Origin of the sequence: Mesorhizobium sp. B3-2-1 (genome assembly GCF_006439515.1) — a bacterium.
GTDB lineage: Bacteria > Pseudomonadota > Alphaproteobacteria > Rhizobiales > Rhizobiaceae > Mesorhizobium.
The window spans coordinates 1-24,689 of record NZ_VFTI01000023.1; the positions used below are offsets into that span (position 1 = coordinate 1).

22 protein-coding genes are annotated in these 24,689 nt (G+C 64.3%); 18 read left to right on the plus strand and 4 right to left on the minus strand.

Annotated features, from left to right (window positions below; genetic code table 11):
* Positions 1–299 precede the first annotated feature (299 nt).
* A complete protein-coding gene (locus tag FJW08_RS22000; RefSeq protein ID WP_140812269.1) occupies positions 300–1,409 on the minus strand; it encodes a Gfo/Idh/MocA family oxidoreductase in 1,110 nt (369 codons plus the stop codon).
* A 151-nt stretch (positions 1,410–1,560) separates the two neighbouring features.
* On the opposite strand from FJW08_RS22000, the gene FJW08_RS22005 reads away from it, so the two are divergent.
* The 15 genes from FJW08_RS22005 (at position 1,561) to FJW08_RS22075 (ending at position 17,535) form a co-directional block, all read left to right on the plus strand.
* The gene (locus FJW08_RS22005; protein WP_140812270.1) at positions 1,561–2,406 is read left to right on the plus strand and encodes a MurR/RpiR family transcriptional regulator; all 846 of its coding nucleotides are present in this window, start codon (positions 1,561–1,563) and stop codon (positions 2,404–2,406) included.
* A gap of 157 nt (positions 2,407–2,563) precedes the next feature.
* Positions 2,564–4,498, plus strand: a complete 1,935-nt coding sequence (gene iolC / locus FJW08_RS22010) for a 5-dehydro-2-deoxygluconokinase (protein ID WP_140812271.1) — start codon at positions 2,564–2,566, stop codon at positions 4,496–4,498.
* 33 nt (positions 4,499–4,531) lie between these two features.
* Positions 4,532–6,382, plus strand: a complete 1,851-nt coding sequence (gene iolD / locus FJW08_RS22015; protein WP_140812272.1) for a 3D-(3,5/4)-trihydroxycyclohexane-1,2-dione acylhydrolase (decyclizing) — start codon at positions 4,532–4,534, stop codon at positions 6,380–6,382.
* A gap of 84 nt (positions 6,383–6,466) precedes the next feature.
* Positions 6,467–7,384, plus strand: coding sequence for a myo-inosose-2 dehydratase (gene iolE, locus FJW08_RS22020; RefSeq protein WP_140812273.1), 918 nt, complete (start codon positions 6,467–6,469; stop codon positions 7,382–7,384).
* A 63-nt stretch (positions 7,385–7,447) separates the two neighbouring features.
* On the plus strand, positions 7,448–7,681 hold the full coding sequence (locus FJW08_RS22025; protein ID WP_140758789.1) for a DUF3329 domain-containing protein: 234 nt from the start codon (positions 7,448–7,450) through the stop codon (positions 7,679–7,681).
* A 239-nt stretch (positions 7,682–7,920) separates the two neighbouring features.
* The gene (gene iolB / locus FJW08_RS22030; protein WP_140812274.1) at positions 7,921–8,733 is read left to right on the plus strand and encodes a 5-deoxy-glucuronate isomerase; all 813 of its coding nucleotides are present in this window, start codon (positions 7,921–7,923) and stop codon (positions 8,731–8,733) included.
* 151 nt (positions 8,734–8,884) lie between these two features.
* A complete protein-coding gene (locus FJW08_RS22035; RefSeq protein ID WP_140812275.1) occupies positions 8,885–9,592 on the plus strand; it encodes a DUF1045 domain-containing protein in 708 nt (235 codons plus the stop codon).
* A gap of 36 nt (positions 9,593–9,628) precedes the next feature.
* Positions 9,629–10,768 (plus strand): alpha-D-ribose 1-methylphosphonate 5-triphosphate diphosphatase, encoded by a 1,140-nt coding sequence (locus FJW08_RS22040; RefSeq protein WP_140812276.1) that lies wholly within the window; start codon positions 9,629–9,631, stop codon positions 10,766–10,768.
* Positions 10,765–11,394: a phosphonate metabolism protein/1,5-bisphosphokinase (PRPP-forming) PhnN gene (gene phnN / locus FJW08_RS22045; protein WP_181183006.1), complete on the plus strand. Its 630-nt coding sequence runs from the start codon at positions 10,765–10,767 to the stop codon at positions 11,392–11,394. The genes FJW08_RS22040 and phnN overlap by 4 nt, the downstream gene beginning before the upstream one ends.
* Before the next feature lie 224 nt (positions 11,395–11,618).
* Positions 11,619–12,506, plus strand: a complete 888-nt coding sequence (locus FJW08_RS22050; protein ID WP_246682491.1) for a MurR/RpiR family transcriptional regulator — start codon at positions 11,619–11,621, stop codon at positions 12,504–12,506.
* Between the two features lie 90 nt (positions 12,507–12,596).
* Positions 12,597–13,601, plus strand: a complete 1,005-nt coding sequence (locus FJW08_RS22055) for an extracellular solute-binding protein (protein ID WP_181183007.1) — start codon at positions 12,597–12,599, stop codon at positions 13,599–13,601.
* Positions 13,602–13,617: 16 nt separating this feature from the next.
* Complete coding sequence (locus tag FJW08_RS22060; RefSeq protein ID WP_181183008.1) at positions 13,618–15,447, plus strand: ABC transporter permease subunit; 1,830 nt, start codon at positions 13,618–13,620, stop codon at positions 15,445–15,447.
* Entirely contained in the window at positions 15,444–16,487 is a 1,044-nt protein-coding gene (locus FJW08_RS22065; RefSeq protein WP_140812280.1) for an ABC transporter ATP-binding protein, read from the plus strand. Before FJW08_RS22060 ends, FJW08_RS22065 begins: the two co-directional genes overlap by 4 nt.
* 80 nt (positions 16,488–16,567) lie before the next feature.
* Positions 16,568–17,323: a COG4280 domain-containing protein gene (locus FJW08_RS22070; RefSeq protein ID WP_140812281.1), complete on the plus strand. Its 756-nt coding sequence runs from the start codon at positions 16,568–16,570 to the stop codon at positions 17,321–17,323.
* Positions 17,320–17,535 carry a hypothetical protein gene (locus FJW08_RS22075; RefSeq protein WP_140812282.1) on the plus strand — a complete coding sequence of 72 codons (216 nt, stop codon included), beginning with the start codon at positions 17,320–17,322 and terminating at the stop codon, positions 17,533–17,535. The genes FJW08_RS22070 and FJW08_RS22075 overlap by 4 nt, the downstream gene beginning before the upstream one ends.
* Positions 17,536–17,543: 8 nt before the next feature.
* Here FJW08_RS22075 and FJW08_RS22080 read toward each other — a convergent pair whose 3' ends face one another.
* From FJW08_RS22080 to FJW08_RS22090, 3 genes are all read right to left on the minus strand, one after another.
* The gene (locus FJW08_RS22080) at positions 17,544–18,539 is read right to left on the minus strand and encodes an ABC transporter permease (RefSeq protein ID WP_140758779.1); all 996 of its coding nucleotides are present in this window, start codon (positions 18,537–18,539) and stop codon (positions 17,544–17,546) included.
* A 96-nt stretch (positions 18,540–18,635) separates the two neighbouring features.
* On the minus strand, positions 18,636–20,174 hold the full coding sequence (locus FJW08_RS22085; protein ID WP_140812354.1) for a sugar ABC transporter ATP-binding protein: 1,539 nt from the start codon (positions 20,172–20,174) through the stop codon (positions 18,636–18,638).
* A 120-nt stretch (positions 20,175–20,294) separates the two neighbouring features.
* Positions 20,295–21,257, minus strand: coding sequence for a sugar-binding protein (locus tag FJW08_RS22090; RefSeq protein WP_140812283.1), 963 nt, complete (start codon positions 21,255–21,257; stop codon positions 20,295–20,297).
* A 604-nt stretch (positions 21,258–21,861) separates the two neighbouring features.
* On the opposite strand from FJW08_RS22090, the gene FJW08_RS22095 reads away from it, so the two are divergent.
* The 3 genes from FJW08_RS22095 (at position 21,862) to FJW08_RS22105 (ending at position 24,681) form a co-directional block, all read left to right on the plus strand.
* Positions 21,862–22,977, plus strand: coding sequence for a LacI family DNA-binding transcriptional regulator (locus tag FJW08_RS22095; RefSeq protein WP_181183009.1), 1,116 nt, complete (start codon positions 21,862–21,864; stop codon positions 22,975–22,977).
* 183 nt (positions 22,978–23,160) lie between these two features.
* The gene (locus FJW08_RS22100) at positions 23,161–23,676 is read left to right on the plus strand and encodes a hypothetical protein (RefSeq protein WP_224591167.1); all 516 of its coding nucleotides are present in this window, start codon (positions 23,161–23,163) and stop codon (positions 23,674–23,676) included.
* A gap of 204 nt (positions 23,677–23,880) precedes the next feature.
* On the plus strand, positions 23,881–24,681 hold the full coding sequence (locus FJW08_RS22105) for a class I SAM-dependent methyltransferase (RefSeq protein ID WP_140812285.1): 801 nt from the start codon (positions 23,881–23,883) through the stop codon (positions 24,679–24,681).
* The last annotated feature ends 8 nt before the right edge of the window (positions 24,682–24,689 follow it).

Consider the following 24,689-nt stretch of genomic DNA (forward strand, 5'->3'; position numbering starts at 1 on the left):
GGTCCTCCCGGCGGACAAGAAAACTGTCACCCATGCTATCGGTCCATTCTGTTACCTATCTATCCGGTTCGGACAGCCGGGCATTTCTCCCCGCATAGTGATGGGGAGAAAGGTCGCCTTCGCCGGATTTCGCCAATCGGCTGCGTTGCAGAACAGGCGCCAAGACCGACACCGCCCCTTCTCCCCGTCACTATACGGGGAGAAGATGCCGGCAGGCAGATGAGGGGCAGCGCCGACGTTGAAACCTGCCCGCCGACATTTGGATCACGTGGAAGCCTGGACCGGCGCCAGCGCGATCGTTACCTAACATCCACCCAGCGCTTCTCTTCGAAGGAGCGCGCCATGGCGTGCACAGTGCGCTCGATCTCCAGCCCTTCGGCGAACTCGATGAGCCGGGCCGGCTTGCCGGCAAGTCGCGTCAGCAATTCATGGCATTCGATGATCTTGAGATCGTTGAAGCCGAGGCCGTGGCCGGGCGCCGGCACGAAAAGATCATAGGGCTTGTGCTGCGGCGCCACCAGTATGGTGCGGTAGCCCTGTTCGGTCGGCCGGTCCGACGTCAGGTAGAGCTGGAATTCGTTCATCCGCTCCTGGTCGAACAGGATCGATCCCTTGGAACCGAAGATCTGGATGGCGATGCGGCCCTTGCGGCCCCAGGCCGAACGGTTGACCTGCAGCGTGCCGGCAATGCCGTTCTCCAGATGCATCAGCACGCTGGCGATGTCGTACGTCTCGACCGCGCGGCGCCCGCCTGATGCGAGCTTGCGGTCGGCATAGGGCTTGGCCATGTCGCAGATGACTCTGGCGACGCGGCCGAACAGCGCCGTGACCAGCGACAGCGGATGCACGGCGAAATCGTCGAGCGCGCCGTAGCCGGAAGCCGCCTCGTGTTTCCAGAAGAACAGTGCCTCGGGATCGGCCATGAAATCCTCGTCCATCTCGATGCGCAGATGGTTGACCTCGCCGATGATCTTCTCGTCGAGCAGCGCGCCGATGTGGCGGATGGCCGGGCTCTGGATGTAGTTGTAGCCAAGCGCCGCGACCTTGCCCGATCTCTTCGCCGCGGCCGCCATCGCCTCGGCTTCGGCAAAGCTCGGCGCCATCGGCTTTTCGCACCACAGATGCTTGCCGGCTTCGAGCACGGCGATGGCCATTTCTGGATGAAACTGGTTGGGCGTCGTCAGCGAGACGACATCGACTTCGGGGTCGTTGACGACGGCGCGCCAGTCGCCGGACGCCTTGGCGAAGCCGAACTCGCCGGCCTTGCGCCTGGCGAGGTCCTCGTTGACCTCGCCGAGATGGACGAGCCGTGGCTTGATCGCGTCGGGGAAGACGACCCCGACGGCGCTCCACGCGATGGCGTGGCATTTGCCCATGAAGCCCGTGCCGATAAGACCTACGCCGACCATTTTTCGTTCCTCCACGGCCATGAATGCTGAGTGGATGAATTAGTCCATTTTCTCTAGGAATGGAATGTCTGCCTCATTTTTTATGGCGTTCTTGCGCAGGCCCGCTATGATGGGGCAGAGAGAGCTTCCAGACAGCCTGAACAGAGCGACGATGGACGAACAGGTACCTCGCGACTTCGAGACGCTGCGCGCCACCATTCTGGATCGGCGCGAGAGCTTGCCCAAGCGCATCGCCCAGATCGCCGCCTACGCGCTCGACAATCCCGACGATATCGCCTTCGGCACCGCCGCCAGCATCGCCGCTTCGGCCGGCGTGCAGCCCTCGACCCTGATCCGCTTTGCCCAGCAACTCGGTTTCGATGGTTTCACCAGCCTGCAGCAGGTGTTTCGCGAGCGGCTGCGCGAGCGCAACTCCTCCTATGACGAGCGGCTGCAGGCGCTGCGCGCCAAGGCCGAGGGCGGCGCCGGTCACCGGGCGATCTTCGACGGCTTCATCGCCGCCGCCAGCACCTCGCTCAACGACATTTCCCGCACGCTCGATGACGCGCATCTGGAAGACGCGATTTCGCTGCTGGCGAAGGCGCAGACCATCTATGTCTTGGCCAAGCGACGCTCCTATCCGGTGGCTTCCTACATCGCCTACGCGCTCGGCAAGCTGAAGATCCGCAACCAGCTGATCGAATCGGCTGCCGGGCTGAATGCCGAGATGGTCGGCTTCGCCACACCTGCGGACGCCGTCATCGCCATCAGCTTCTCGCCCTACGCGCCGGCCACGATCGAGGAGGCGCGCGCCATTGCCGAGCAGGGCGTGCCGATCGTTGCCATCACCGACAGCTCATTCTCGCCGCTCGCCCAGTTCGCCAGGGTCTGGTTCGAGGTTGCCGAAGCGGATTTCGCCGGCTTCCGCTCGCTGTCGGCGACAATGGCGCTGGCCATGGCGCTTACCGTCGGCGTCGGCGAGAAGCGGCGCGACGCGACTCGCAAGCGCAAGGCGTGATCGAGCATCCCACCAAGGCAATTTTAGCTCAGGGAATGCTCATTCCATATTGACTATGGATTGGAATTATTATTTCATATTGCCGGCACCACGCCGCCGCTCGCGCGTGTTACCCAAACAATGTTGTCCATGACGACAAGACCGACGGGAGGTTCCAATGAGCGAAGCCGTGGACGCAAGACAGGCGCTGCTCGACGTCATCACGATCGGCCGCGCGTCCGTCGACCTCTATGGCCAGCAGATCGGCTCGCGGCTTGAGGACATCACCACCTTTGCCAAGTCGGTCGGCGGCTGCCCGGCCAACATTTCCGTCGGTACGGCGCGGCTCGGCCTGCGCTCGGCGCTGCTGACGCGCGTCGGCGACGAGCAGATGGGCCGCTTCGTCCGTGAGCAGCTGAAGCGCGAAGGCGTCAATGTCGACGGGCTGAAGACCGACAAGGAGCGGCTGACCGCGCTGGTGCTGCTTTCGGTCGAGAGCGAAGGCGTCTCGCCGATGATCTTCTATCGCTCCGACTGTGCCGACATGGCGTTGGCCGAAGAGGATGTCGACGAGGCGTTCATTGCCTCGGCCCGCGCGATCGTCGTCACCGGCACGCATTTTTCCCGTCCCAACAGCGACGCCGCCCAGCGCAAGGCGATCCGCATCATGAAGGCCAGGGGCGGCAAGGTCGTCTTCGACATCGACTACCGGCCGAACCTGTGGGGTCTCGCTGGCCACGCCGAAGGGTTCGAGCGCTATGTCAAGTCCGACCGGGTCTCGGCCCAGTTGAAGACGGTGCTGCCCGATTGCGACCTCATCGTCGGCACCGAGGAAGAGATCATGATCGCGTCAGGCGCCGACGACTGCCTGAGCGCGCTGAAGACGATCCGCGCCCTGTCCTCGGCCACCATCGTCTTGAAGCGCGGCGCCATGGGCTGCATCGTCTATGACGGGCCGATCAGCGACGATCTCGAGGACGGTATCGTCGGGCAGGGCTTCCCGATCGAGATCTACAATGTACTGGGCGCCGGTGACGCCTTCATGTCCGGCTTGCTGTGCGGCTGGCTCGGCGGCGAAAGCCTTGCCACGGCGGCAACCTGGGCGAATGCCTGCGGCGCCTTCGCCGTGTCACGGCTGCTCTGCGCGCCGGAATATCCGACCTTCGAGGAGCTGCAGTTCTTCCTCAGGAACGGCAGCAAGCATCGGGCGCTACGCAAGGACGAGGCGATCAACCACATCCATTGGGCGACGACACGCCGGCGCGATATCCCTTCGCTGATGGCGCTTGCCTGCGACCACCGTGTGCAGCTCGAGGATGTCGCGACCAAGACAGGCGCCGATCCCGCACGCATCCGCGATTTCAAGGTGCTTGCGGTCAAGGCGGCGGCCAAGGTCGCCGCCGGCCGCGACGGCTACGGCATGCTGATCGACGAGAAACACGGCCGCGAGGCGATGTTCGAGTTCGCCCGCCATCCCTTCGCGTGGCTCGGCCGCCCGGTGGAACTGCCGGGCTCGCGGCCGCTGCGTTTCGAATTCTCGCAGGATATCGGCTCGCAGCTCACCGAATGGCCGGTCGATCACTGCATCAAATGCCTGTGCTTCTACCATCCCGACGATCCGGCGGCCCTGAAGGAAGAACAGCAGCAGAAGCTGCGCGCGCTGTTCGAGGCCGCGCGCAAAGTCGGCCGGGAACTTCTCATCGAGATCATAGCCGGCAAGCATGGCAGGCTCGACGACACGACGATCCCGCGCGCGCTGGAGGAACTCTATGCGCTCGGCATCAAGCCGGACTGGTGGAAGCTCGAGCCGCAGGCGTCGAGCGGCGCCTGGGCCAAAATCGAGGCGGTGATCCTGAAGCACGATCCCTGGTGCCGCGGCATCGTCCTGCTTGGCCTGGAAGCGCCGCAGGACGAGCTGGAAGCCGCCTTCGCCGCCACCGCCAAGGCGCTCATCGTCAAAGGCTTTGCCGTCGGCCGCACCATCTTCGTCCACGCCGCCGAACAATGGCTGGCCGGCAAGATGTCGGACGACGAGGCTGTCGCCGACATGGCGTCGCGCTTCGAACAGCTGACCGAAGCGTGGCTTGCCGCGCGCGGCCGCAAGGCGGCATAACAAGGCGCTGCATAAGGACTGCGGAGGAAAACAATGAGCAAGACAATCCGCCTGACGATGGCGCAGGCGCTGACCCGCTTCCTGTCCCGCCAGATGACCGAGATCGACGGCAAAAAAGTGCCGATTTTCGGCGGTGTCTGGGCGATCTTCGGCCATGGCAACGTCGCCGGCATCGGCGAGGCGCTCTACCAGGTGCGCGACGAGCTGCCGACCTTCCGCGCCCACAACGAACAGGCGATGGCGCATGCGGCGATCGCCTATGGCAAGGCCAATTTCCGACGCCGCTTCATGGCCGCGACCTCTTCGATCGGCCCCGGCGCGCTGAACATGGTGACGGCGGCCGCCCTTGCCCACGTAAACAGGTTGCCCGTCCTGTTTTTGCCGGGCGATGTCTTCGCCAACCGCATTCCCGATCCCGTGCTGCAGCAGGCCGAGGATTTTTCCGACGGCACGGCGACGGTAAACGACTGCTTCCGGCCGGTATCGCGCTATTTCGACCGCATCACGCGGCCGGAACAGATCATCCCGGCGCTCAATCGTGCCATGCAGGTGCTGACCGACCCGGCCGATTGCGGCCCGGTGACGCTGTCGCTCTGCCAGGACGTGCAGGCCGAGGCCTATGACTATCCCGAGAGCTTCTTTGCCGAGCGGGTCTGGCGCCAGCGCCGGCCGCGTCCGGACCGTGGCGAACTGGCGGCGGCCGTCGCGGCGCTGAAGGGCGCCAGGAAGCCATTGATCATCGCCGGCGGCGGCGTTCTCTATTCGCAGGCCTCCGATGAACTGGCCAAATTCGCCGAAGGCGCGGGCATTCCGGTCTGCGAGACGCAAGGCGGCAAGTCCTCGCTGCCCGACGATCACAAGCTCAACATGGCGGCGGTCGGCGTCACCGGCACCTCGGCCGCCAACCGGCTGGCGGAAGAGGCCGATGTCGTGCTCGCCATCGGCACGCGCCTGCAGGATTTCACCACCGGCTCGTGGGCGCTGTTCAAGAATTCCGGCAAGACCATCATCGGGCTCAACGTGCAGCCCTTGGATGCCGGCAAGCACCGGGCGCTGCCGCTGGTCGCCGACGCGGCCGAAGGGCTCGCGGAACTCGCCGCCGCGCTGAAAGGCTGGAAGGCGCCTGACGTCTGGACCGACAATGCGGCCACCGGCAAGAAGGCCTGGCAGGCCGATGCGGCCAAGGTGACGGCCTCGACCAATGCCGCTTTCCCCTCCGACGCGCAGGTGATCGGCGCCGTGCAGCGCGCCATGGGCTCTGGCGTGACGCTGCTGCATGCGGCAGGCGGCCTTCCCGGCGAATTGCACAAGCTCTGGCAGGCCGGCGCGCCCGGCTCCTATCACGCCGAATACGGCTTCTCGACCATGGGCTACGAGATCGCCGGCGGGCTCGGCACCAAAATGGCCAAGCCCGACGAGGAGGTCGTCGTCATGATCGGCGATGGTTCCTATCTGATGCTGAACTCCGAGATCGCCACCTCGGTGATGCTCGGCCTGAAGCTGACCATCGTGCTGCTCGACAACAGGGGTTTTGGCTGCATCAACCGGCTGCAGATGGCGACCGGCGGCGCCAACTTCAACAATCTTCTGAAGGACTCGCGTCACGAGGTCCTGCCCGACATAGACTTCGCCGCGCATGCGGCGAGCATGGGCGCGATATCAGAGAAAGTGCCGTCGATCGCCGAGCTGGAGAACGCGTTGCAGAAGGCCAAGAAGAACGACCGCACCACCGTGCTGGTCATCGACACCGATCCGCTGGTTTCCACCGATGCCGGCGGCCACTGGTGGGACGTGGCGGTGCCGGAAGTGTCGGCGCGCAGCCAGGTGAACGCGGCGCGCAAGGCCTATGACGAGAAGCGGCGGATGCAGACCATCGGCGATTGACGCCGGCGCCGCCCCACCCCGCTGCTTCGCAGCGACCCTCCCCACAAGGGGGAGCGTGAACCAAATTGAAACCGGAGTGACGACTTGAAAGCCAAACTGGGCATGTCCCCCATTGCATGGTGGAACGACGATCTTGCCGAACTCAGCGATGACGTGTCGCTGGAGGAATGTCTGCGCCAGTCGCGCTCGGCCGGTTTCACCGGCATGGAAATGGGCCGCCGCTTCCCCAACGACCCCAAGGTGATGCTGCCGATCCTGAAAGCCGCCGACGTAACGCTATGCGGCGGCTGGTTCTCGGGCACGCTGGTCGACGAGGAGATGGCTGCCAACAAGGACCGCATCCAGCCGATGATCGACCTGTTCAAGGCGGTCGATGCGCCCTGCATCGTCTATGGCGAGGTCGGCCGCTCGATCCAGGGAGACCGCTCCAAGCCGCTCGCGACCAAGCCGAAGCTCACCGGTGACGAGATGAAAGCCTATGGCAGGCGCCTGACCGAATTCGGCGAATGGTGTGCGGAACAAGGCATGCCGCTGTCCTATCACCATCATATGGCGGCCGTGGTCGAGACCGAGCCGGAGCTCGATGCCTTCATGCGCCATTCCGGCGAAGGCATCCCTCTGCTGCTCGATGCGGGCCATCTGGCGTTTGCCGGCGGCGATGTGCTGCGCGCCATCGACAACCATCACAAGCGCATCAGCCATGTCCATGTGAAGGACGTGCGCATGGATGTGATCGACAAACTCGACCGTACGAAGCAGTCCTTCCTCGACGCGGTGGCCCTCGGCGCCTTCACCGTGCCGGGCGACGGTTCGCTCGACTTCGGCGCCATCGTGCAGCGCTTCGCCGATCACGGCTACGAGGGCTGGTTCGTGGTCGAGGCCGAGCAGGATCCCAGGAAGAACCCGCCGCTCAAGATGGCGCAGGTCGGCTACAAGGAGCTGATGCGGGTGATGACATTAGCCGGCTACACGGTCGAGACGCAAGGTTTTCCGAATGCCTGAAGGCTGGATTCGCCGTGACGCCCGGTCTATCTGAGGACAGATTGCTGAATTTCGGATGGCGCGATGAAAGATTATGAACACCCGTTCTTCCGCCCGCTTTGGCGGCGCATCGCCGTCGTCGCGGTCTGCCTGATCTGGTCGGTGATCGAATTCGCCACCGGCACGCCGTTCTGGGGCGTCATTGCCCTCGGTTTCGCCGGCTACGGCGCCTGGCAGTTTTTCTATCTCTACAAGCCGGTGGAGGAGGCGAAGGCGACGCCTGAGGAACCCAAGGGCGCCGTCGAACCCAAGGAATGATGGAAGAAGTTCCAGTGGATTGGATACGTGCGTAACGGATCGCATACCTTGGTGACTGGCCGAAACGCTCCTTGCCTCGTCATCCTAGGGCGGAGCAAGGAGCGCAGCGACGCGGCGCAGACCCTAGGATGACGAAGTTGGAAGGCGCCGGCCAATCCGAAGATTCGTGATGGCCCTTTCAAACGAGCGGCTTGGCTTCACGCCTGTAGCCGTCAAGCCAATGGGATAGGAGAGACAAAATGTCCAAACTGCTCGTCAAAGCCGACAAGGGCCATGGCCGCGTCGCTCATGTGACGCCGAAAAGCGCCGGCTGGACCTATGTCGGTTTCGACCTGCATCGGCTGAAGCCGGGCGAAAGCGCCTCTGGAAAGACGGACGACCGCGAGGTCTGCCTGGTGTTCGTGACTGGCAAGGGTACCGCCAAAGCCGGCGGCAAGGATCTCGGCCTGCTCGGCGAGCGCATGTCGACCTTCGAGGGCAAGCCGTGGTCCGTCTACGTGCCGCAGGGATCGGACTGGTCGGTGACGGCCGATACCGAGCTGGAACTTGGCGTCTGCTCGGCACCCGGTCTTGGCGGCGGCCTGCCGGTCCGGGTGATCGGACCGGACGATCTCGGCCAGGAGGTGCGCGGCAAGGGCACCAATACGCGCTATGTCACCAACATCCTGCCGGAGGGCCAGCCCGCCGACTCGCTGCTGGTGGTCGAGGTCATCACGCCCGGCGGCCACACGTCGAGCTACCCGCCGCACAAGCACGACCAGGACAACCTGCCCGCTGAATCCTATCTCGAGGAAACCTACTATCATCGCCTCAACCCGCCGCAGGGCTTTGCCTTCCAGCGTGTCTATACCGATGCCGATCAGGATGGCCATCGCGCGCTCGACGAAGCCATGGCGATCGAGGACGGCGACGTGGTGCTGGTGCCCAGGGGATATCACCCCTGCGCCGCCTGCCATGGTTATGACCTCTATTATCTCAATGTGATGGCCGGGCCGAAGCGGACGTGGAAATTCCACAATGCGCCCGAGCACGAATGGTTGATGAAGGCCTGAGCGTTCTGCGTTTCCGGCTGAACTTGTTGGTCCAGCTCGGAAAAATCGTCGGCTAACGACCCTGAGGGTCGATTTGCCTTCGAAAACCCTTCAAAGCTTCGTCAATCCGTCATGGAAATCACCTATGGCAACCTTCTGACGAGGACTTTCGATGCGTTATGCCATCTATTTCACTCCCAGGCAGGACGAGCCGCTGGCGCGAATTGCCGCCAACTGGCTGGGCCGCGACCCGTTTGGTGCCGCGACCAGGCCGGTTGAGGCCGTTGCCGACCTGGCGGCGGCGGAAGTGGCCTTCCACACCGCTTCGGCGCGCCGCTATGGCTTTCACGCCACGCTGAAAGCGCCTTTCCGCCTGGCTGCCGACGAGACCGAGGCTTCGCTGCGAGCGGCGCTCGATCATTTTGCCGAGGTGACGCCTGTCGTAACGATCCCGCGCCTGGTCGTCAGCCAGATCGACAGCTTCTTCGCGCTGGTGCCGGAAGGTCCGCTGCCTCCGCTCAACCGCTTCGCCGACGACGTCGTGCGCGATTTCGACCGGTTTCGCGCGCCGTTGAGCGAGGCCGAGATCGAGCGGCGCAGCCCGGATTCGCTGAAGCCGGCCGAGTTTCGCAATCTCTGCCAATGGGGTTACCCCTATGTCTTCGAAACCTTCCGCTTCCACATGACCCTGTCCGGCCGGGCCGGACCACAGGAAAGCCCTCGCCTGCGCACCGCGATCGACAGCCTTTTCGCCGATGTGTTGCGCCAGCCCGTGCTGGTGGATGCGCTGACATTGTTTGTCGAACCCGAACCCGGTGCGCCATTCATGGTGCTTTCCCAGCACGCGCTCGGACGCCGCCCGGCCCGGAAGATCGCCTGAACCAACCCGACCGCAAGAGCCAAGGACTAGCCTAAAATGACCACCGAAACTGTCCTTTCCAACGCCCGCATCGTACTTGCCGACGAGATCGTCGAAGGGTCGCTGGTGCTGCGCGACGGCTTTATCGCCGGCATCGATGCTGGCACTGGCCGCATCGGCGAGGACATGGGCGGCGACTTCATCATTCCAGGGCTGGTCGAACTCCACACCGATCATCTCGAGGGCCATTATGCGCCGCGGCCGAAAGTGCGCTGGAACCCGATCGCCGCGGTGCTTGCGCATGACGCGCAGGTCGCGACCGCCGGCATCACCACCGTGCTCGATGCCTTGCGCGTCGGCATGGACGAGGACGCCGACCTGACATTGGACGATATCCGCAAGCTGGCCGACGCGATCGAGGACAGCGTCGCGCAGGATCGTCTGCGGGCCGATCACTTCCTGCATCTTCGCTGTGAGGTCTCGGCGCCGGACTGCCTCAAGGCATTCGCCAATTTCGACGGCGACGAGCGGGTCAGGCTGGCATCGCTGATGGACCATGCGCCGGGCCAGCGCCAGTTCGTCAACCTTGAAACCTATGCCTACTACTATCAGCGCAAGCTGAAACTCTCGGATCGCGACTTCCAGAAATTCTGCGAGAAGCGGATGACCGAATCGGCGCAGAATTCGGGGCCGAACCGCGTCTTCATCGCCGCCGCCTGCCAGGAGCGCGGCATCGTGCTCGCCAGCCACGACGACGCCACGTCGGCCCATGTCGACGAGGCCATCGAGCAGGGCGTGCGGGTTGCCGAGTTCCCGACCACCGAGGAAGCGGCACGGGCCTCGAAGGCCGCCGGGCTCGGCGTGCTGATGGGGGCGCCCAATGTCATGCGCGGCGCCTCGCATTCGGGCAATGTTTCGGCCCGTACCTTGGCCAGCGACGGCCTGCTCGACATCCTGTCGTCTGACTACATCCCCTTCAGCCTGATCCAGTCGGCCTTCTTCCTCGGCGACATGGTCGAAGGCATTTCGCTGCCGCAGGCCGTCGCCATGGTTTCGAAGAACCCGGCGCAGGCCGTCGGCCTTGATGATCGCGGCGTCATCGAGCAGGGGCGCCGCGCCGATCTGGTGCGCGTGCGCGTCGACGATCATGTTCCGGTCGTGCGCACCGTCTGGCGGCAGGGACGCCGGGTGGCATGATGGTGTCGGCCTTGATCGAGCGCGAACTGTCCGCCGAAACCTTTCCGATCCGTCACGGCGTCTTTGTCGCTGTCGTGGGCCCAAGCGGTGCCGGCAAGGACACGGTGATCGGCTACGCCAAGGCGCTCTTCGCCGACGAGACGCAGTTGGAGTTCGTGCGCCGCGTCATCACCAGGCCGAGCGATGCGGCGAGCGAGGATCACGACACGCTGGCCGATGCCGCCTTCGCCGAGGCCGATGCCGACGGCGCCTTCGCTATCTCCTGGGAGGCGCATGGCCTGCGCTATGGCCTGCCTGCCGATGTCGACTGGTCCGTTTCCAACGGACACGTTGTCGTGGCCAACGTGTCGCGCGCGATCATCCCCACTCTGCGCGAACGCTATGCCAATCTGGCGATCGTGGAGATCACCGCTTCGCCCGAGGTACTGGCCGAGCGGCTGGCGATTCGCGGCCGCGAGTCGCGCGGCGAAGTGCTGGCGCGGCTTGCGCGCAGCGCCAATGTGACCTTGTCCGGCCCCGGCGTCACCTCGATCGACAACAGCGGTCCGCGCGAGGTGGCCGGCGAGCGCTTCGCCGAGCTGCTGCGCAAGGCGATGGCCTTCTCCGACATGTCGGGTCTGATCTAAGCCAAGATCCTCCAGCTCCGATTTCGGCACATCACGATGCCGCGACCGCTGCTTGCAGCGGTCCGTGGCCGCTTATCTTCGAGCGGGCGACATGGTCGCGTGCGCCTGACGGGCGTCGTCACATCCCTGTAACAGACATTTCGGATTGTGGCTCTCGTTGTAATCACTACAGACAAGTGAGCGGGCCGGCCACCATGACCTATGATGCCTCGGAAGACCGAAGGATGACGGTCGATGCCCGTGTTCAGGCGGCACTCGAAAGCTTGCCGCCGGCCGAGCAGCGCATGGCGCGGTTCTTCGTCGACCAGAAGCAGTCGGTCCTGCTGGGGTCGGCGGCCGAGATCGCAGAACTCGCCGGCACCAGCGATGCGACCGTCGTGCGGACGGCGCGCTCGCTTGGTTTCGACAGCCTCTCGGCGCTTCGCCAGATGCTGTTGTCTGACCTGACCGGCACGCCATCCCCAGGCAAGCGCCTGGCGCGCACCTTGCAGGAGACCGGCGACGACAGTGCCGGGGCACTGCGGCATGTGATCGACCTCCATGAGAGCGTGCTCGAAGTGCTCAAGCGTCCGGAGATGGCGGCGGCTTTCGAGCGCAGCGTCGACATCCTGGCGCGGGCCAGCCGCCGCCATGTCTTCGGCATAGGTCCATCGGGCGCCATGGCCGACTATGCCAGTTTGCAGTTCAACCGGATCGGCCTGCCGACCAGCGCGCTGTCGGTATCGGGAATTGCGCTCGCCGATCGCCTGCTGTGGCTCGGCAAGGGCGACGCCGTGCTGATGATGGCCTACGCGCCGCTCTATCGCGAGGTGGAAGTCGTGCTCGATCATGCCGCGCGTTTCGACATTCCGGTGGTGCTTATCAGTGACAATCTGGCTCCGCTGGTTCCCGGCAAGGTGGCGGAGAGCCTCCCGGTTCCGCGCGGCAAGGCCGATCACCTGGCCATGCATGGCGGCACGATCGTCCTCATCGAGGCGATGATCATCGGGTTGGCGAAACGAAACAGCGATGCCGCCTTTGATGCCCTCGAGCGGCTGAGCACGGTTCGGGGATCGATCGACAAGGCCTGGATAAAGCGCGGCGTTCGCAAGAATAAATATAATAAAAACTAGGAACTCTGCAAACGACACAAAACATTCAACCTATTCATGCATGATACGATGGGACTTACTGCGCCCATGGAAAATCCACTGGAGAGCAAGATGAACGCACGTACAAGTTTCTATTTGGCAATTGGCTTGAGCGCGCTTGCCACGGCAGCACCTGCCTCGGCATCCGACCTCGTGCTTTATGACGCGCTCGATTTCGCCGGCCCGGTGGCCAAGGCCTTCCAGGCCAAGACCGGCCTCACCGTCGATGTCGTCGAGCCCGGCAGCACCGGCGAGACGCTGGGCAAGATCGCCGCCGAAGGCAGCAATCCGCAATTCGACATCGTCTGGCTCGACGGCTCCGCCGTGATGGAGCGCATGGCGGCAGATCATGTGCTGCAGGCCATTCCCGCCGCCGCCTACGACAAGGTGGCCTTCACCGATCTCGGCAAGTCGCTGATCCCGCAAAGCCACGCCTTCCTGCCGACCGGCACCAGCACCACGGCCATCGAGGTCAACACCAAGAAAGTGCCAGCCGGCAAGATGCCCAAATCCTGGGCCGATCTTCAGTCCTTCGCCGGCGGCGTCGCGGCCAAGGATCCCAACCTGTCGGGACCGGCCTATCAATGGCTGGCCGGCTTCTTCCAGACCAACGGCCTCGATGCCGGCAAGGCTCTCCTGGCCAAGACGCTGACCAACAAGTCCCTGTCCGGCCTGTCAAGCGGCGGCAAGGTGAACAAGGCCGTGCTGACCGGCGATGCCTCCGTCGGCATCAACCAGGACAGCGCCATCTTCTCAAAGATCGCCGCCGGCGAACCCGTCGTCGCGGTCTACCCCAGCGAGGGCTCGGTATCCCTGCCGCAAGGCCTCGGCATCAGCGCCAAGACCCAGCACATGGACGCGGCCCGGAAATTCATCGACTTCGTCACCAGTGCCGAAGGCCAGGCCGCCATGCAGAATGGCGACGACACCGACTTCTTCTACATCCCGATCATCAAGGGCATCAACGCCAAGCCAGGCCGCGAGACCAACATCACCTACACGCATCTCGACGATGCCGTGGCCTCGGCTCACGAGACCGAGTGGAAGCAGTGGTACAAGGCCAGTTTCGTCCAGTGATCCGGCTGTTTGGGAAATGACGATCCTCCAGCATTCCAACGCCGCGGCCTTTGCCCGCGGCGTTGGCGCAGGAAAGCCGCCGCTAGGCCGCCTGTCGACGCTCGCTCGCCACGGCGGGCCATTTGCCGTCTACGCCGTGTTTGCCTTGCTGATCGGATTGCCGCTTGCCCTGGTGCTGGTCCAGACGGTCATGCCCGGCCTGTTTGCCGCGCAAGACGCCAGCAACAGTCTGAGCCTCGAGCCCTTGGCCCGTGTCTTCAATTCTCCCTATGTCGCGGGCTCGGTCCTGCATTCGCTTGAGCTAGGCATGTTCGTCGCCTGCACTACGACGGCGCTGGGCGGCGCTTTCGCGGTGCTCGTCCAGCGCTGCGACATTCCGGGCCGGACAGCAATTTCAATGGTGCCATGGCTGGTTTTCCTGACACCGTCCTATCTGAAGGCGCTCGCCTGGGTGCTGCTGATGTCTTCCGGTGGTTACCTGGCTCAATTCGGGCTGCTGCCTGCTTCGCTGGGCTCCGCGTTTTTCGGCCTGACCGGCCTGGTGTTCGTCCACACGCTCAGCCTGTTTCCGCTGGCCGCCTTCATCATCGGCAGCGCGCTGGCCGGACTGGGCAGCGAACTGGAGGATGCAGCGCGGCTCTCCGGCGCCGCTCCGCTCAGGATCTGGCTGCGCATCAACGGCCCCTTGCTGGCGCCGGCCATCGCCTTGAGCTTCATCGCCACCTTCGCCGAGGTGCTGTCAGACTTCGGCTTGGCCTCGACCATTGCCAGAATGTCGAATTTTGGTGTCCTGACCTATGGCATCTACGCTGCCGCAAGTGATTATCCGGTCGATTTTCCCGCCGCCGGCGCCCAGGCGCTCGTCCTGCTCAGCCTCGTCCTGCTCGTCGTGGTGGCGGACCGGCTGTTGCGCCGCCGCGCCGATCCGCGCCTGATTTCGGGCCGCGCCAGGCCAGCCAGGCTCTACAATCTCGGCAGATGGCGCTGGCTCGCCATGGCGGCGGCCTTTGCCATTGCCTTCCTGGCGCTGGCATTGCCGCTGACCGCGATCGCGGCGCGTGCCTTGACGCAGACGCTGGGCCACGGGCTCATCTGGAGCAATTTTACCGCAGCCAATGTGGTGGCGGCGCTCAGCCTGAACACCGCGGCCAATGACGGCTTGCTGCGCAGTCTCTTCTATGCTGGGCTGACGGCGCTCATCGCCAGTTCCCTCGCCTTGCTCCTGTCGGCGCAACTCGACCGCGCGGGCCCAGTTCTGCGCAGCGCCGTCGTCGGCCTGTCGCTGGGATCGGTGGCGATACCGGGCATCGTGCTCGGCTTCGGCTATATCCTTGTGTGGAATCGCCTGCCTGGTTTCCGCGACTGGCCGTTTCCCCATTATGGCGATGGCTCGCTGCTGGTCACGGGCTATGTCGCGGCAGCGCTTCCTTACTGTCTGGTGGTGATCCTTTCGGCCATCGGCCAGCTGGCGCCAGGCTTGACGGATGCGGCGCGCCTGCACGGCGTCGGGGCGACCCGCCGGTTGCTGGCAATCACCTTGCCGCTGATCCTGCTGAGCGTGGTGACGGCCTTCCTGTTGACGTTCATCCGCACCGTGTTCGAACTGCCGATCTCGCAAATGCTTATTCCCCGGAGCGGCCCGCCGGCGCCGACGCTCATCCTGAAGCTGTTCAGCCACGATCGGGACGGATTGGCGTCGGCGATCGCGCTGGTCGCCATGGCGGCCGCGGGCATGGGTGCCGCGCTGGTCTGGTATCCGCTTCGGCGGTTCGTCAGACCGCGCCGGAGTGCGGCGCTTGTCGATGCGGGCCACCACCAGACCGTCGGAGTGGAACCCTTGTCATGACCGCATCCCTGCATTGTGCCGGCATTTGCAAGTCGCTCGGCGGGCGCCCCATCCTGATCGACCTGGACCTCAAGATCGATGCCGGCGAAGTGGTGTCGCTTCTCGGTGCCAGCGGCTCCGGCAAGACCACGCTTCTGCGCATCATCGCCGGGCTGGTCGCACCCGAAAAGGGATCGATCACGCTGGACGGACGGGTCGTATGGAGCGAGACATCGGTCGTGCCTCCTGAAAAGCGGCGGATCGGCATGGTCTTCCAGGACTATGCGCTGTGGCCGCATATGACGGTGGCCAACAATCTCGCCTTCGGCCTGCGCGCGCAGCGGCTTTCGGAGCAGGAAATCGCCCAGCGGGTGAACCATGCGTTCGACGTCACCCGCCTTGCTCCCTACAAGGATCGCTATCCCACGGAATTGTCCGGCGGCCAGCAGCAGCGCGTCGCCATCGCGCGCTGCCTCGCGGCGCGTCCGGCGCTGATGCTGTTCGACGAACCGCTGAGCAACCTCGATGCCGCGCTGCGCGAGGACATGCGCATCGAGATGATGGAGATGGTGCGCCGCGAAGCCATCACGGTCGTCTATGTGACGCATGACCAGGCGGAGGCCATGGCGGTCTCCGACCGTATAGCCATCATGCGGGCAGGCGAGATCGTCCAGTTCGACACGCCACGCGCCATCTATGAAGCGCCGGCCGATTCTTTCGTGGCGGGCTTCATCGGCGGCTTTTCGATCGTTCGCGGGCAGGTAAGGGACGAGCATTTCAGGATCGCCGACAGTGATGCCGAAACCGTGCGCACGCCGGGCGCCCGATCCGGCGCAGGCATGCTGGTCATCCGTCCCGAGGACGCCCGGCCGGCGGACGCCTATCCCGGCAATCGATTGCAGGGCAAGGTGCTGTCGAGCGCTTTCCAGGGCCGATGCTGGCGGCTGGCGGTCGATCTCGGACAACAACGCATACGGCTCGACTGGCCCGAAGCGCCGCCTATTGGCGCCGCGCTTGCCTTTTCGTTGCCACCGGAGCGCTGTGTGGTGCTGACCGCATAGTGATCCCGGATCGCACTCCCGAAGCTGGAAATGACCGGCCAAAAAGATCATGGTCGAACGAGACAAGACAGGAAGCCTTGATGCAGACACTGACACCCATTCTCTCGACAGTCACGGCGGCATTTCTCGCCTCCCTGGTCGAGGTCGTCGAAGCTTTCACCATAGTGCTCGCGGTGGGGGTGACACGCAGCTGGCGTCCGGCTTTGACGGGTGCCGCGCTGGCGCTGGCGGTGCTGGCGGCCCTGGTGCTGGCGTTCGGGCCGCTGCTGGCGCTGGTGCCGATCACCACGCTGCAGTTCGCCGTCGGGGCGTTGCTGATCCTGTTCGGCATGCGCTGGTTGCGAAAGGCCATCCTGCGCAGCGTCGGCGTCATCGCCCTGCATGACGAGGAGGCGGCTTTCGCCAAGGAAACCGCCGCGCTGCACCGGCAGGCCGGAGATCGGCGCGCCGACTACCTCGCCGGACTGGCGTCCTTCAAGGCGGTGCTGCTCGAGGGTGTCGAGGTGGTGTTCATCGTCATTGCCGTCGGTGCCGCGCACGGGCAGACGCTATACGCCAGCATGGGCGCGCTGGCCGCCTTCATCCTGGTCATGCTTATCGGCCTGGCGGTTCACCGTCCGCTGGCGCGCGTGCCGGAAAATGCGCTTAAATTCGTGGTCGGGCTGATGCTGACCAGCTTCGGCATCTTCTGGACCGGCGAGGGGATCGGCGCCAACTGGCCGGGCGCCGATCTTGCCCTGCTCGCCATCTTCGCCATCGTCGCGCTGGCGTCCTTCGCCATGGTGCGCTGGTTGCGCGGCACCCGTCCAACAGCAGCCGGAGGGCTCGCCCGATGAACGTTCTCCGTCTTGTCGCCAGGGAATTCTTCGGCATGTTCGTCGATGACGGCAGTCTGGCGCTGCTGGCGCTGGTCCTGGTGGCCGCCGTTACCGCGGCGGTGAAGCTGCTCGCACTGCCACCGCTGCTTGGCGGCGCGCTGCTGCTGGTCGGCTGCCTCGCCATTCTTTTGCAGAGCGTTCGCCGCGCCGCACGCACGAGCAGCAGGTAGTTGAGGACTTATTCCGCGGCCGCGCCGACCGCGCCCTTGCGGGCGGCATCGACCATCCGCCGGCGCGCCCGGAACACGCCCCATTGCTGGTCGACCAGCACGCCGATGAGGATGACGCCACCCATCACCGCGAAGTTGAGCGAAGAGGGAATGCCGAGCAGGTTGACCAGGTTCTGCAATTCCTGCAGCAGCACCGTGCCAAGGATGACGCCGATCAGCGAGCCTTCGCCGCCGCGCAGCGAGAAGCCGCCGAGCACGGCGGCGGCAATGGCGTAGAGCTCGTAGAACTGGCCATGGCTGGCCGGCGAGATCGAGCGCGTGTACATGGCGAAATAGATCGCCGACAGCGCCGTCAGCACGCCGCAGATGACGTAAGCCGCCATGACGACGCGGCCGGTGCGGATGCCCGAATATTTCGCCGCCTCCTCGTTCTTGCCGATGGCGTAGAGATAGCGCCCGAACACCGAGCGGTGCAACACCACCCACATGACGATGGCGATGACGATCAGCGCGAAGAAGGAGTTCGGCACGCCCCAAGAGCGGCCAGCGGTCAGGAATTCGAGATCGGGAAAATTCTGGCCGAAGGCGAAACCGGCGGTGCCATCGGCGGTGTAGAAGCGCGCGACGCCGCGATAGATCAAAAGGCCGCACAAGGTGACGACGAAGGGCTGCAGCTTGAGCCGCGTGATCAGCCAGCCATGCGCCAGGCCGATGATGGCGCCGAGCACCAGGATCAGCACCAAGGCGATCGGCCATCCCATGCTGCGCACGGCGATGAAGTCGATGAACAATGTGCCGAGCAGCGCGACGACGGAGCCGACGGACAGCTCGATGCCGCCGGTGATGATGACGAAGGCCTGGCCGATCGACAGAATGCCGAACAGACCGATGAGATTCGAGGTGTTGGCGAGATTGATCGGCAGGAGGAAGCGCGGATTGATGATGGCAACGACCGCTCCGACCACCAGGATCAGGATCAGCAGGCCGAGATCTTTCTTTGTCATCGTCGTCTCCGCTTAGCTAAAGCGCGTCGCGCGCTTCAGCTTTTGTTTATGCATGCCGTTGCCGCAAAACCGAGGGTCACTTTTGCGCGGCATGCATTAGTTTGCCGGCTTGCCCACCGCGAGCAAAAGCACGTTTTCCTGGCTGAACTGATCCTTGTCGAGAATGCCCGAGATCTGGCCCTCATGCATGACGGCGATGCGGTCGGACACGCCGATCACTTCTTCCATGTCGCTGGAGATCATCAGCACGGCGACGCCGGCATCCGCCAGCGCCCGCATCAGCCCGTAAATCTCGGCCTTGGCGCCGATGTCGATGCCGCGCGTCGGCTCGTCGAGGATCATCACCTTCGGGTTCATGGCCAGCCATTTGCCGAGCACGACCTTTTGCTGGTTGCCGCCCGACAGCGTGCCGGTGCGCGTCTGCACCGAAGGCGCCTTGATGCCGAGATTCTTCTTCTGCTTCTCGGCGGTAGCGACTTCCGCGCTGTTGGAGACCAGCGTGCGCTTCGCATGCGCGGGCAAATTGGGCAGTGAAATATTCTGCGCGATCGACAGGTCGAGCAGGATGCCGGTCAGCTTGCGGTCTTCCGGCACGAGGAAAATGCCTTGCGCGACGGCGTCCGCCGCGCTGGCCAGTGCAAGTGGCTTGCCGTTGAGTTCCAGCGTGCCGCCAAGGCTGGCTTCGATGCCGAAGAACACCCGCGCCAGTTCGGTGCGGCCGGAGCCGACAAGGCCGGCAAGGCCAAGGATTTCGCCACGCCTGACGTCGAGATCGACCGGCCGGCTGGGGTAGGTGGGGGTGCGGACCGCCTTGGCCGACAGCGCGACGGCACCAGGGGCTCGCGCGGCCTCGGAGGCCTTCTCGCGTTCCTTCAGCATGCGGCCGATCATCAGCTTGACCATCTGGTCGTGGTTGATGTCGCGCTTGCCCAGCGTGCCGGCCAGCATGCCGTCGCGCAGCACGACGACCCGGTCGGCGACGCGCTCGATCTCGTGCAGGCGGTGCGAAATGAAGATGACGCTGATGCCGTCGGCCTTCAGCGCCTTGATGACGTCGAGCAGCTTGTCGGTTTCGGCGAGCGGCAGGCTCGATGTCGGCTCGTCGAGGATGACCAGCCGGGCCTTGATCGACAGCGCCTTGGCGATCTCGACCATCTGCTGCTGCGCCAGCGAGAGATCCGCGACCTGCGTGTCGGCGGAAAAATTGGCGCCCACGCGCTTCAGCAGCGGCGCCACCATTTCGCGTAGTTTCCCGCGGTCGACCAGCCTCAGCGGCCCGGCACGCAGCGGTTCGCGGCCGAAGAAGATGTTGGCGGCGACGTCGAGATTTTCGAACAGGTTGAGTTCCTGGTGGACGAAGGCGATGCCGGAACCCAGGCTGCCTTCGACCGTCAGGTCCTTGTGGGCGGTGCCGTCGACGGTGATGGTGCCGGTATCAGGCGTGGTGACGCCGCCGAGGATCTTCATCAGCGTCGACTTGCCCGCGCCATTCTCGCCGACAAGGCCGATGACCTCGCCCGGCCTGACCTCCATGGAAAACCCGTCGAGCGCCACGACGCCCGGATAGGTCTTGCGCACGTTCTCGAGGCTGAGGAACGGAGTGGTCGCCGCGATGGATGTGTCGGAATAATTCATCATGCCTGACAGCAGCCGGTGAGCCAAAGCGGCCCGTTCTGCAGACTGACGATCCCGGCAGGGTTCGTCAATGCGAACAGCCGGCTCAAGCGAGTTGAGCCGGCTGAACTGTCCGTGGTCTTAGTTTCCAGCCATCGCCTTCAGATTTTTGGCATAGGCGTCGACATCATCCTTGCCGATGATCTTGGTCGGGATAATGATCAGATTGCCGGCCGGGATGCCCGACTTGTCGCCCTTGAGATAGGCGGCCATCAGCTTCATTCCCTGATAGGCCCATTCGAAGGGCTGCTGCACGACGGTGGCGGCAATGGTGCCTTCCTTGACGCCGCCCAGCGTGATCGGATCGTCATCGAAGCCGACGACGGTGATCGAGCCGAGCTTGCCGGCGTCGCGCAGCGCTTCATAGATGCGCGGCGTGTTGTAGGAGTAGAAGCCGACCATGCAGGTGACATCGGGGCTGGCGACCAGCGCGTCCTCGACATTCTTCTTGGCGCGTGCCTGGTCGATGTCGTCGCCGCGCACGTCGATCAGTTCGATCTTGGTGCCGGCGAGGCCATCCTTCATGCCCTGGATGCGCTCCTTGGCATTGTCGGCGCCGAGCAGGCCGACGAAGCCCAGGCACTTGCCGCCGTTCGGCATCGCCTTCTTGGCGATTTCGGCCGCCTGCTTGCCGGCATCGACATTGGACGAGCCGATATAGGCGACGCGCTTGGTCTGGGGGGCGTCACTGTCGGTGGTGAACAATGCCGTTTGCGAGGCGATCTTGTTCAGACCATCGGTCGAGGTCTTGGGATCAACGGCCGAGACCATGATGCCCTTTACGCCGGCGGTCACCAGATCGTCCATCAGCCGCTGCTGGATGGCGACCGAGGATTGTTCGGGATATTTGAGTTCGAGCGTGTAGCCGGGCAGTTCGCCCTGCGCCTTCTTGACGCCGGCTTCGGCCGCTTTCCAGAAATCGGAAGCGCCGTTGACGACGAAGGCCAGCGTCGGCTTGTCGTCGGCGCGTGCGATGGCCGTCGCCGCCAGGCCGACAACCAGGGCCGCGGCGGCCACGGATGCATTGCGTATCAAGGATTTCATGTTCAACCTCCCGTTTTGGTCAGTCGGAGGACTGACCGGACTAGATCACTGGATTGTCTTGCATACTGGAAATTGCCGTTTGCGGCTTGGACGCCCCTCCTCCTCAAGGGTTCCGGCACGGAAAAGACTGGCGTCGTTCCCAGCCACGGCCACGGACTTTAGACAACCATTCTTCATTCGTAAATAGTCCGATTTGTCTGACATATCACATATGCGAGACAAGGTTGGCGGAGGCAGATATCCGCTCGCCATCGGACCATTCACAGACACTCCCCACCGCAGCCGGACCCGACCGGGCCGGATGCGATGGATTGACGGTACAGCGCATTTTTGTATTAGTAAACACTATTAGCACGGGATTGGCGTGGCAGTGCGAGGAGGCCATCTCCAGACAGATTTGCCGGATGCTGTGATCCCCGTACACCAAGCCGGAGCCCTGCGATCTCGGGATTTTTCGAGGCCCGAGCCTGCACGAGCGATGGACCACAAGTATGATAATAGTTATAAACGAAATCGATGCGCCCGCGAACCGGCGGCGTCACGCCATCTTGCCGGCCCGGCAGGCCGTCGCTAGACAGGCTGGGGATCGGGGGACATCTGCTGCATGAGCGAGACGACGGATCATCCGGCCACCGCAACCGCGAAGCGCCGCAAGGCGGCGGCAAAGCCCAAGGGCCGCGTCACCATGACCGACATTGCGCGTGCCGCAGGCTGCTCGCAGGCGACGGTTTCCTTCGTGCTCAACAATTCGCCGGGCATCCGCCTGTCGCAGCAGACCCGCGAGCGGGTGATCGAGGCGGCGCGGGCGCTCGGCTACAGCGCCCCTGCCTTCTCGGCGCTGAACAAGCCCGCTACCGCTTTCGAGGGGACCTTCGATGGACTTGACGGCGTGATCGGCTTCGCCGTCGACCAGCTGGCCACCAGCCCGGAAGCCGTTGTCGCCATCGAGGGCGCGCGCCAGGCCTCGTGGAATGCCGGCAACGTGCTTTTGGTGGCGCAGACCATGGGCGACGCCGTGATGGAGCCGCGGGCCATCGCAGCCCTCACCAAGCGCGGCATCTCGGCGCTGATCTACATGACCATCTTCACCCGCGAGATCACGGCGCCCGACTTCCTCTACGGCCTCGACATCCCCGTGATCCTGCTCAACTGCTACACATCGGATTACGCCTTCCCCGCCGTGGTGCCGTCCGAGATCGCCGGCGGCCAGAGCTCGACGCGTCACCTGATCAGCCACGGCCACCGCCGCATCGCCACCATTACGGGCGAACCCTGGATGCAGGCCGCGCAGGACCGCCTGAAAGGCTACCGCCGCGCGCTCGCCACCGCCGACATCCCGTTCGACCCCGAACTGGTGGTCGAGGGCGACTGGTCGGCCAGCGCCGGCTACGCCGCGACCGTCAAGCTGCTGGCCCTGAAGGATCGCCCCACCGCCATCTTCTGCCAGAACGACCGCACCGCGATCGGCTGCTACGAAGCGCTGAAGGAAGCCGGCCTGCACATTCCCGCCGACATTTCGGTCGTCGGCTACGACGACGAGGAAATCGCCCGGCATCTGTTCCCGCCGCTGACCACCTCGATCCTGCCGCATATGGCCATGGGCCAATGGGCGATCGAGCAGCTGGAAGCGCCCGCGGTGGCGGGACGGGGGCGCTATCCCATTACGAAGCTCGAATGCCCGCTGGTGGAGCGGGAGAGCGTGGGGCGGGTGGGGGGCTGAGGCAGCATCGTTGTTTCAGCCGGCCAATAGGCCGCCATCCCCTCACGCCATGTCATTCCAGTATGCGGCTGGGCAATTGTCGTTCATACTCGAACCATGACGGGTCCAGGCTTGCGCTGTGTGCAGGTGTGTGCGGCTTTGCTGGCCGCAAGCTGCCCGCGCGCCGAGGCGGACGGGGCCAGGATGGTCCAAGCCGGCGCCTACTCGTTCTCCGACGAGCTCGGCGGTTTCAGGATCCTCTCGGCCAGGGGCGCCGGAACGCGCGCTGATCCGATCGTGGTCACCGAGGAACTGGAGACGGCGGACCCGGTTACGCTGACCATACGGGCCGCCAGGCCGATCCAGCCGTTCGGAACCTCCGGCGACTACACGACCGGTTTCCTTCCGCTGAAGATCGTCGCCCTCAACAACAGCGGTGACGCCTGGATCGAATTCGAATTCGAGCTGCAGTCGATCATGAACAGGCCGAGCGATTATGGCGACGGGCTGTCATTCGACCAGGCTGAGCGCGAGCACGGCATGATCAAGTCCGACAGCTTCGCCGAATTCAAACGCGATTTCGAGCCCTATGACAGGCTGCTGTTCCGCAAAGGCAAGGTAGACCCGCTCGAAACCGCCTCGTTTTCGTTCCTGGTGACGGATTTCTCGCCGAAGGACCGGTTTTACCTGGTGGAGGAGCCGCATATTCCTTCGTCTTGAGGGCGCTATCCGATCGCCAAGCTGGAATGGCCGCTGGTGAAAAGGAAAGTGTGGCGACGTTCAAGGGGCGTCTCATAAAGACCGGCAAAACTGCCGGCCGGCCTTTTTGACCCGCCCTGGATGCAGGCATCCACCGTGCTCCCCGCGTCTTGGCTTCATCCTGATTGAGGTCTAGCCTGCGCCGCCAGCCAAGGGGAGGGGCATATGACATCGAGTTTCACCGTTCATGACGCGTCCGGCTATGAGCAACTCATGGGCCGCTGGAGTCGAAAGCTCGCGCCCAGCTTCATCGGCTTCGCCGGTCTTGCCCCTGGCGAAAAGATCCTCGACGTCGGCTGCGGTACCGGCAGCCTGACGTTCGAGCTGGCGAAATCCGCCGAACTCGCGGCGATCGCGGCAATCGACTTTTCACCTGTTTTCGTCGAGGCGGCAAGGCGGCGCAACACCGATCCGCGCATCGAAATCAAGCAAGCGGACGCCACCGCCTTGCCGTTCGCGGACAATGCGTTCGACCGCGCGCTGGCGCTGCTGGTGCTTCACTTCGTGCCGGAATCCGGCAAGGCGGTTGCCGAAATGCGTCGCGTTACGCGGGCGGGCGGCGTGGTCGCGGCCGTGGTGTGGGACCATCTCGGCGGCATGGCGGGCATGCGCATGATGATCGACACGGTTGCCGCGCTCGGCGAAGGCGGGCGCCAACTGCGCAGCCGCTATTGCTTCCAGCCGATGATGCAGCCCGGTGAAATGAAGCGGACCTTCATCGAGCAGGGGCTGGCCGACGTGACCGAGACCGAGCTGATGATCCGCATGGACTACCAGGACTTCGCCGACTATTGGGCGCCGATAGCAGCCGGCGAGGGTCCGCTCGGCAAATACATGATCACGCTGGAGGCAACCGAGCGCGAGCGCACCGAGGCTGCCGTCCGCGATGCCTATCAGGCCGGGCGACCGGACGGGCCGAGATCGTTCGCCAATGTCGCCTGGGCGTGCAGGGGCGTGGTGCCCTGACCGCCTAT

Bases quoted from the DNA above. Each gene is read 5' to 3' on its own strand.
- FJW08_RS22000 (WP_140812269.1), bottom strand. From the start codon at position 1,409: ATGGTCGGCGTAGGTCTTATCGGCACGGGCTTCATGGGCAAATGCCAC.
- FJW08_RS22005 (WP_140812270.1), top strand. From the start codon at position 1,561: ATGGACGAACAGGTACCTCGCGACTTCGAGACGCTGCGCGCCACCATT.
- iolC (WP_140812271.1), top strand. From the start codon at position 2,564: ATGAGCGAAGCCGTGGACGCAAGACAGGCGCTGCTCGACGTCATCACG.
- iolD (WP_140812272.1), top strand. From the start codon at position 4,532: ATGAGCAAGACAATCCGCCTGACGATGGCGCAGGCGCTGACCCGCTTC.
- FJW08_RS22025 (WP_140758789.1), top strand. From the start codon at position 7,448: ATGAAAGATTATGAACACCCGTTCTTCCGCCCGCTTTGGCGGCGCATC.
- iolB (WP_140812274.1), top strand. From the start codon at position 7,921: ATGTCCAAACTGCTCGTCAAAGCCGACAAGGGCCATGGCCGCGTCGCT.
- FJW08_RS22035 (WP_140812275.1), top strand. From the start codon at position 8,885: ATGCGTTATGCCATCTATTTCACTCCCAGGCAGGACGAGCCGCTGGCG.
- FJW08_RS22040 (WP_140812276.1), top strand. From the start codon at position 9,629: ATGACCACCGAAACTGTCCTTTCCAACGCCCGCATCGTACTTGCCGAC.
- phnN (WP_181183006.1), top strand. From the start codon at position 10,765: ATGATGGTGTCGGCCTTGATCGAGCGCGAACTGTCCGCCGAAACCTTT.
- FJW08_RS22050 (WP_246682491.1), top strand. From the start codon at position 11,619: ATGACGGTCGATGCCCGTGTTCAGGCGGCACTCGAAAGCTTGCCGCCG.
- FJW08_RS22055 (WP_181183007.1), top strand. From the start codon at position 12,597: ATGAACGCACGTACAAGTTTCTATTTGGCAATTGGCTTGAGCGCGCTT.
- FJW08_RS22060 (WP_181183008.1), top strand. From the start codon at position 13,618: ATGACGATCCTCCAGCATTCCAACGCCGCGGCCTTTGCCCGCGGCGTT.
- FJW08_RS22065 (WP_140812280.1), top strand. From the start codon at position 15,444: ATGACCGCATCCCTGCATTGTGCCGGCATTTGCAAGTCGCTCGGCGGG.
- FJW08_RS22070 (WP_140812281.1), top strand. From the start codon at position 16,568: ATGCAGACACTGACACCCATTCTCTCGACAGTCACGGCGGCATTTCTC.
- FJW08_RS22075 (WP_140812282.1), top strand. From the start codon at position 17,320: ATGAACGTTCTCCGTCTTGTCGCCAGGGAATTCTTCGGCATGTTCGTC.
- FJW08_RS22080 (WP_140758779.1), bottom strand. From the start codon at position 18,539: ATGACAAAGAAAGATCTCGGCCTGCTGATCCTGATCCTGGTGGTCGGA.
- FJW08_RS22085 (WP_140812354.1), bottom strand. From the start codon at position 20,174: ATGAATTATTCCGACACATCCATCGCGGCGACCACTCCGTTCCTCAGC.
- FJW08_RS22090 (WP_140812283.1), bottom strand. From the start codon at position 21,257: ATGAAATCCTTGATACGCAATGCATCCGTGGCCGCCGCGGCCCTGGTT.
- FJW08_RS22095 (WP_181183009.1), top strand. From the start codon at position 21,862: ATGAGCGAGACGACGGATCATCCGGCCACCGCAACCGCGAAGCGCCGC.
- FJW08_RS22100 (WP_224591167.1), top strand. From the start codon at position 23,161: ATGGTCCAAGCCGGCGCCTACTCGTTCTCCGACGAGCTCGGCGGTTTC.
- FJW08_RS22105 (WP_140812285.1), top strand. From the start codon at position 23,881: ATGACATCGAGTTTCACCGTTCATGACGCGTCCGGCTATGAGCAACTC.